This is a genomic window from Desulfosarcina sp. (genome assembly GCF_033791525.1).
Classification (GTDB): Bacteria; Desulfobacterota; Desulfobacteria; order Desulfobacterales; family Desulfosarcinaceae; genus Desulfosarcina.
Genome location: NZ_JASJGN010000449.1, coordinates 1 through 7225, shown reverse-complemented (window position 1 = coordinate 7225; position 7225 = coordinate 1). Strand labels below are relative to the sequence as shown.

Below are 7225 nucleotides of genomic sequence, written 5' to 3'. Positions count from 1 at the left end.
TTTTTTAGTCATCGTCACGGTCGGTGAGAAACAGCCAGAACCCCGTGATGCCCAGCAAGGCAGCGACGATCAATACATAGGTGATATTTTCAGTGTGGAGCATGAACTCCTGAAGCGTGTAAATGGTTTTCATGGGATCTTGCTTCCCTTTCAAACGGTTAATGGGCGTCGTAATCCGGGTGTTGGTAAAGCACGGGCATGCGCGTGACGATGAACCGATAGATCACAATGCCCAGGGTGACGATAAAGACGCTGATGCCGATCTCCATCCAGTGGGGAAAATAGCGTTCGCTGGAGGGCAGGTGCCAATTAAAGGCCACCAGGCAGATGTTGAACCGGTTGACGACGATTCCCAGCACGGTCCAGGCGGCCGTCCAGCGAATCAGGGTGACGTTCTTGTCCCGTACCCCCACGGCGTAGAGGAAGGCCGGAAGCGCCACGAAACCCAACAGCTCCACCAGGTACCAGGCGCCGTATCCGGTGGTCAGGTAATGCCAGGTGTTGCCGGTGCTGAGGCCGATGACCTTGATGATAAAGTAGCCGGCCAGCACAAATGCTGCTGCCTTGCCGAAGCCCAAGGGCACGGTGTCCTTTTCCGCCAGGTGGGCCGCATCCATCTTGTGTGAGAAAAAACGGTGGGACAGCGTACTCTCAAAGATCACCATGGAGAGCCCGGCGATTACTGCCGTAACGAAAAAGTATACGGGCAGGTACGGCGTGTACCATAACGGGTGAAGTTTGGACGGCGCGATGAGAAACAGGGCGCCCAGAGAAGATTGGTGCAGGGTGGACAGCACCACACCGAATATGGTCAGCACTATGGTCAGTTTCACCACGATGTTGCGTGCACGTTTGAGCCCCAGCCACTCCAGCGCTGCCGGTGAAAATTCGATAAAGAGAACGGTCAGGTACAAGGCCACGCAGGCGGCCACTTCGAAGAGCAGGGAGGTGGTGCCCCGCTGCATGATAAACGGGTAGGGCAGGCGCCAGGGCCGGCCCACATCGTAGTGCAGGGCCAAAACGACCAGGGCGTAGCCCAGAAAACCGGTCAGGATGGCCGGGCGAACGGCGGCGTGGTAGTGCTTCATCCCGAAAAGATACACCGCGGCCGAGGTCACGAACCCGCCGGCAGCCAAGGCGACGCCCACCAACAGGTCGAAGCCGATCCATATGCCCCAGGGGTTGTAATCGGACAGGTTGGTGACCGTATCCAGCCCCTGGGTAAAGCGCAGAATGGTCAGGATTCCCCCCACCAGTAAAATGACACCGGCCACGATGTTGAACGGTGAGAGAGTCGGTTTGCCCATGGTGGCAGTATCTTCAGACATAAAAGATTCCTCCTGAAAAGTGTCGTGCGATTCGGCAGCGACGCCGATTAGGCGTCTTTATCGTCTTCATCCGGCGCTTCTTGTGGTGCAGCAGCCGCGGCTTCGGCCTCCGCTTCGATTTCAGCTCTGGCCTTGGCTTCGGCCTCGAGGGCCTCCTTGACGGCCTTTTCAACGGCGGTCGCCTTATCCTGCTTGGCCTTTTCCATGGCTGCATCCATTTTGGCTGCCGCCTGTTCGTCGGCTTCGGTCAGGGCCGTTGCCAGGGCCTGGGCTTTCTCTTCGGCGGCAATTTTCTCTTTGCGTTTGCTCATGGCGTAGATGCCGGTGAGCAGCACCGGCCACAGGCCCACGACCATGGGCACCGCGCCAAGGGCGCCGGCGGTCAGTTCGGGTGCCGGGATAATTCCCAAGTCCATACGCATGCCGATGGTTTCGAAGGGCACACTGGACAGGTAGAGCCATGAGGTGCCGCCCATTTCCCGTTCGCCGTAGATGTGGTCCACATAGTTGTCCGGTCGGCGGGTGATGCGCTGGCGGGCAATTTTGAGCAGGTCGTCGCGCTTGCCGAAAATCAGGGCTTCGGTCGGGCACGATTCCACGCATCCGGGCAGTTTGCCTTCAAGCACCAGGGGGTGGCACATGGTGCATTTCATGATCCGGGGGGAAAAGGCACTGTCGTACTCATAGGTCGGGATCTCGAAGGGACAGGCGATCATGCAGTAGCGGCAGCCCACACAGACGGAGGCGTCATAGACTACTGCGCCCTCTTTGGTTTTCTTGAAGGCGTTGACGAAGCATGCCGAGGCACAGGCCGGTTCGAGGCAGTGGTTGCACTGCTTCTTGACAAATACCGGTCCGTCTTTCCTGCCCGGCTTCTGGTTGACGACAGTATAGGTCTTGGATGTGGTGCGCCGCTGCTCTTCGAGGACGTTGAGATCGGTAAAGGGCACTTCCGGTGCCGGCAGTTCGTTGACTGCATTGCAGGCGCCTTCACATCGGCGGCAACCAATGCACAAGGTGGTGTCGTGGAGCACCGCCATCGAATCCGGATAGCCTTCGAAATGGTGCGTGGTCGCGGCGGAGGCCTTGCGACCGGCTGCGGCGGTCATGCCTGCCGCGCCGATCCAACCGAGAAATTTTCTCCTGGAAAGTGACATGGTTCACCCTCAACTTGCGGTTTATGGCCGTATGGAGCGGCCCCTATCCTTTATTCTTTTCCACATGGCAGGCATTACAATCCCGGGAATCGGGTTTTTCGATGCCCATGTTTTCATGGCAGCCGATGCACTGCTGATGATAGGCGCCCACCAATCCGGGCCTAAAGGCATCTGCCCCTTCGATGGTTTTACCGTGGCAGTTGCCGCAGGCGGGCGGTTTTTCCGCCGGCGGACTGTGGTGGTGGCAGCCCTGGCACAAGGTCCCTTTTTCGCTGTGAAAATAGCCGGCCAGCTTGCTGGGACGGATTTTATCGACCAGGGCATTGACGATTTTCCCGTGGGGCAAAACCACCGGCTCGAATCGATCCGACAGCTTGCCAATGGTCACCTTCTCGGGGACCTTGTCGGCCGCGTAGGTTTGGGTCTCCAGGTCGCGCGCCTGCAGCAGGTCCTGGGCCACGTCCGCGGTTTCTTCGGCATTGGCCGGATTTACGTAGGCCGGCAGCGGGGCCATGTGGCAGGCTTTGCAGGACGGGTCCTGGCGATTGGCAGGTTTGGCGATGAACGCATGGCAACCGGCACACTCGGGCACTTTTTGCTTTTCCTGGTGGCAGCCGATGCAGCTGGCTTGATCGGTCACGCCGTGCATGGCCTGGGCCAGCTTGACATTGTCGCCCTCTTTTTTACCGGCATTGGTGTGGCAGCTGGCACAAGACTGCAGGCTGGCGTGGTGGCAGACTTTGCAGCTGTCGCTGTACGCTTCATGGGATCGGTGGTCAAACGGGACCGGATACATGGCTGCCGACCATTGGTTCTCGGGCAGTGCCTCTTCTCCGGTTTTAACCAAGACGACGTCCGGTTGGTTGCGCTTGAGCCGGGGTATCTCCTGGACCACCTCGATTCCCATCTGGTAATCGGCATCGTGGCAGCCCACGCAGCCGATGGGGCCGGCCAGCTGATTTTTGGCCATGCGGTCGCGGTGGCAGCCGATGCACTGGTAGTGAGATGCTTCCTTGAGCGCCATCGCGTTGTCAACCGGTGTGTCCTTATGGCAATACACACAGGCGCCCTCTTCACCCTTGGCATAAACCAGCTGTTTGGTCTGCTTGTCGTATTCGTGGTGACAGCTCTCACATTTTTCCGCGTTGGCCTTCACATGGCGGTAGTGCAGGGATTTATCGAAGGCGAGGTCCTTCCACGTGGAGGCGACCGCGGGATTTTCCTGATGACACCCCCCGCAGGTCTGCGGTCCGCTCTTTTGGCCCGACCCGGTCAGTTCGCGGTGGCAGGCAATGCAGTTGATGTGGTAGGTGTCGGTCACCGTCTGCCGATCCGTATCGACCAGGCGTTTGTACTTGGGCGACAGGCGCCCTTTCTCGTCGGCCATGTGGCAGGTGTTGCAGTCCCGGCTTATTTTGGCCAGGGCTTCGGTGTGACGGCTGTGGAAAAAGGCCACCGGTGGGCGTTCCAGTGGGCCCAGGGCCTTCATGGTGTCGATCATGATCAGATCCGCACCGCTTTTTATTGGGCCTTCAACCGACGTGTCGACCTTCACGGCCCCTGCGGCAAACAGAAAAACCATGACCATGACAAGCAGCATGCCACCTGTTTTCAAATGAAGTGTTCCTTTCCGCATCGTTGACATCCTCAGGGTATGCAGTTCTACGGTTCGTGCGGGAATCCCGCCCTCATTGTTGACTCGACCATCCGGCATCCTGCTCCCGGTCGATCAGGTCTTGAAAAGAGGTTTCGTCATATATATTGAAGGTCGCCTGTTTCACCCGAATCCACATGGATGAGAAGGCGCACTGGCCGTCAAATGGGCAACTGGTTTTTGATACGCAGGCGATGCAGTCGCTGGGCGACAGATCCCGGCTGAGAAAACGCATCACATCCCCAACGGACACCTGGTTAGGTGGTTTGACCAGAAAATAGCCGCCATAGAAGCCGCGTTTGGAATCAACGATGCCGCTGGCCTTGAGTTGATTGAGGATAACTTCCAAGAATCTCAAGGGAATGGACTGGGCGGTGGCAATTTCAGAAATCTTGACCGGCCCTTGGTCCATGTGTTTGGCCAGTTCAAAAATGGCCCGCAGGGCATACTGGTTTTTTTTGGGTGGAACCAGCATTCGATTTTTTCCTGACTTATTTTGTCAGCTTATTTCTTGACCCATTTGATGGGGTTTCTTCCCGACTTTAATAGTCGGGAATATTATTGAATGTCAAATATTTTTTTAAGATTTGAACAATAACGATTTATTTCGGTAGGTTGAAATTAGAATTAATGGAGATCAGCTTGGATGTCGCCAGCTGTTTCGAGGGTAAATGCACAAATTGTAGTCCGGCAGCATTGCCGTTTTTCTACCATGTGGGGTCTTTTTTGCAGATACAGGCTCGCCCATCCATCTCCCCTCGCGCAACCCGAGTGGTGATCCATGATCCTGTTATTTAACCCGGCAGATTGATGGTGAAGCATGCCCCCCTACCGGGCTGTGAAGTGACATCGATGGTTCCGTTGTGGCGGTGAACAATGGTTCGGGTAAGCATGAGCCCGATGCCCGTGCCCCGTTCACCCTTGGTGCTAAAAAATCGCTGGAACAACCGGGCTTTCGTTCGTTCGTCCATTCCGCAGCACGTATCCGCCACCTGATAGGATATGCCCCCATCGGCTAATGGCCGAACGGACAGGGTGATGCGCTGTGCCCCGTCACCAGGCTCCGTATCCACACAGGCATCGATTGCATTGGTCACCAGGTTCAACAGGCACTGATGAATGCCCTCGGGGTCCATCTGCGTCGGGGCCAGTCCGGCCGCCACGTCCAAAATGAGATCCATCCCGTGATCCTGGGCCCGGGATTGCATCAAGTCGAAGACTTCACGGGCGGGCTGCTCGGGATTGACCTGCCGATATTCCAGACGGTCGGTTTTGGCAAAGTTTAACAGGTCCAGAGAAAGGGTTTTTATCCGATCCACATTCCCCCGCACCAGTTCCCATCCCTGCTTCAAATAGGCGGCGTCTTCCAGTTCGATGCCTTTGCCCAGAACGAACATGCCGCCGTCCAGACCGCCGGTGATATTTTTGATGGTGTGGGAGAGTCCTGCCACCGTCTCCCCTACCGCGGCCAGGCGTTCCGCCTCGATGAGTTGACGGGATTTTTCTTCCACCAGGTGTTCCAGGTTTTCCGTGTAGGCCTTCAATTGACGCCGCATCTCGAGGCGTTCGCCGGCCCGCTGCAGGGCAACGGTCAATGCATCGTCTGATATGGGTTTGGTGATGAAATCGGTCGCCTGGAACTTGAGGCTCTCGATGGCCAGGTCCATGTCGCCGTGGCCGGTAAGCATGATCACCTCCGTGTCCGGGTAGCGGCCCTTGATGGCTTTGAGCAGGTCGATACCGTCCATGCCCGGCATCTTGATGTCGGTGAGGGTGATGGAGGGACGGACTGCTTCGATGATTGTCAGGGCAGCCGCGGCATTTTCCGCTGTATGAACCGTGTATCCAAGATCGGTCAGGGAAATGCCCAGCACCTTGCGGATTCCGGCCTCGTCGTCCACCAGAAGGATGTCACCAGTCATAATGGCTCTTTCACCAATGGAAAATGAAGGTTAAAACACGAACCGCCGCCCGGGTTCCCGGTTACATCGATCGTGCCGCCACACTCTTTGACAATACTGTAGCTGATGGACAGCCCCAGCCCGGTTCCCTTGCCCACCTTTTTCGTGGTGAAAAAGGGCTCGAATATCTTGCCCCGGATTGGGTCCGGCACCCCGACCCCCGTGTCACACACCGACAAGGTGACCGTCTTGGCGTTACTGGTGGTGACCAGAGCGATCTTGTCGGGGATCGAGCTATCAGGCGTCTGGTCGGATCGTTCCTCGATGGCATCCCGGGCGTTGATGAGCAGGTTGATGATTACCTGCTCCAGGCGGCCAGGGTTGCCCATCACCCGTGGCAGATCAGGATTGGTCTGCCAGTTTACTTCGATGCCGCGCACCTTGAGCTGCTGGCTGAATATCTCGAAGGCCCGCTCCAGCACTTCGTTAAGCAGAATCGGTTCCAGGTTAGGGTCCGATTTTCTGCCGAATTGGCGCATGTGGTTGATGATTTTTGTGGCTCGCTCCACATGGCTGTCAATCTCTTCGGACATGGTCAGCAGAATTTCATCGCGGATGGGTTCTTTTTTCTTCAGTTTGCGCATGAAAAAATTGCTGGCTGTCTTGATTACCGACAGGGGTTGGTTCAACTCGTGGGCGACGCCGGTGGCCATTTCGCCGAGGGTGGCCATTTTGCTGGCCTGGATCAGCTGCTGCTCCGCTTCCAGCCGCTTGGTGACATCACTGATGGTTGCCAGCAGCACTTGCTGACCGGAATATTCAGACGGGGAGATGCGGATGTCCACATAGCGCAGCCGGTCATCGGTACCCACATGGCGAACCTGGTTCAGCACCGCCGTGGTGGCCATGCGAAAAGCCATGGTCTCGCGTTCCTCGGGTTCGAAAAGATTCAGAAAGCAGGTGCCGATCAAGCGCTCCCGCTCCAGTCCGTAAACGGTTCGGACACTCTTGTTGCAGTCCAGAATCTCCAGGCTTCGAATTTCTAATGCGAACACCGGGTTGGGAATGTTGTTGAAGATGGCATGGTATTTTTTCTCGGACAGTTCCAGTTTTTCTTCCAGTTGCTTGCGCTGGGAAATGTCCAGATTCATCTCCATGGCCGCCACAATCTTGCCGGTTTCATCG

Annotated in this window: 7 protein-coding genes; all 7 read right to left on the bottom strand. The window is 56.9% G+C overall.

Annotated features, from left to right (window positions below; all coding sequences use genetic code 11):
- Nucleotides 1–4 precede the first annotated feature (4 nt).
- Nucleotides 5–133: a sulfate respiration complex protein HmcD gene (gene hmcD, locus QNK41_RS21275; protein ID WP_319261332.1), complete on the bottom strand. Its 129-nt coding sequence runs from the start codon at nt 131–133 to the stop codon at nt 5–7.
- A 25-nt stretch (nt 134–158) separates the two neighbouring features.
- Nucleotides 159–1328, bottom strand: a complete 1170-nt coding sequence (gene hmcC, locus QNK41_RS21270; RefSeq protein WP_319261329.1) for a sulfate respiration complex protein HmcC — start codon at nt 1326–1328, stop codon at nt 159–161.
- 47 nt (nt 1329–1375) lie between these two features.
- Nucleotides 1376–2485: a sulfate respiration complex iron-sulfur protein HmcB gene (gene hmcB / locus QNK41_RS21265; RefSeq protein WP_319261327.1), complete on the bottom strand. Its 1110-nt coding sequence runs from the start codon at nt 2483–2485 to the stop codon at nt 1376–1378.
- 43 nt (nt 2486–2528) lie between these two features.
- Entirely contained in the window at nt 2529–4121 is a 1593-nt protein-coding gene (gene hmcA, locus QNK41_RS21260) for a sulfate respiration complex hexadecaheme cytochrome HmcA (protein WP_319261324.1), read from the bottom strand.
- 52 nt (nt 4122–4173) lie between these two features.
- Nucleotides 4174–4614, bottom strand: coding sequence for an Rrf2 family transcriptional regulator (locus QNK41_RS21255; protein WP_319261322.1), 441 nt, complete (start codon nt 4612–4614; stop codon nt 4174–4176).
- A gap of 319 nt (nt 4615–4933) precedes the next feature.
- Complete coding sequence (locus tag QNK41_RS21250; protein ID WP_319261320.1) at nt 4934–6061, bottom strand: sensor histidine kinase; 1128 nt, start codon at nt 6059–6061, stop codon at nt 4934–4936.
- A partial coding sequence (locus tag QNK41_RS21245; protein ID WP_319261317.1) for an ATP-binding protein occupies nt 6058–7225 on the bottom strand: 1168 nt, incomplete at its 5' end. The genes QNK41_RS21245 and QNK41_RS21250, both read right to left, overlap by 4 nt.

Coding starts and splice junctions, on each gene's coding strand:
- hmcD (WP_319261332.1), bottom strand. CDS start 133: ATGAAAACCATTTACACGCTTCAGGAGTTCATGCTCCACACTGAAAAT.
- hmcB (WP_319261327.1), bottom strand. CDS start 2,485: ATGTCACTTTCCAGGAGAAAATTTCTCGGTTGGATCGGCGCGGCAGGC.
- hmcA (WP_319261324.1), bottom strand. CDS start 4,121: ATGCGGAAAGGAACACTTCATTTGAAAACAGGTGGCATGCTGCTTGTC.
- QNK41_RS21255 (WP_319261322.1), bottom strand. CDS start 4,614: ATGCTGGTTCCACCCAAAAAAAACCAGTATGCCCTGCGGGCCATTTTT.
- QNK41_RS21250 (WP_319261320.1), bottom strand. CDS start 6,061: ATGACTGGTGACATCCTTCTGGTGGACGACGAGGCCGGAATCCGCAAG.
- hmcC (WP_319261329.1), bottom strand. CDS start 1,328: ATGTCTGAAGATACTGCCACCATGGGCAAACCGACTCTCTCACCGTTC.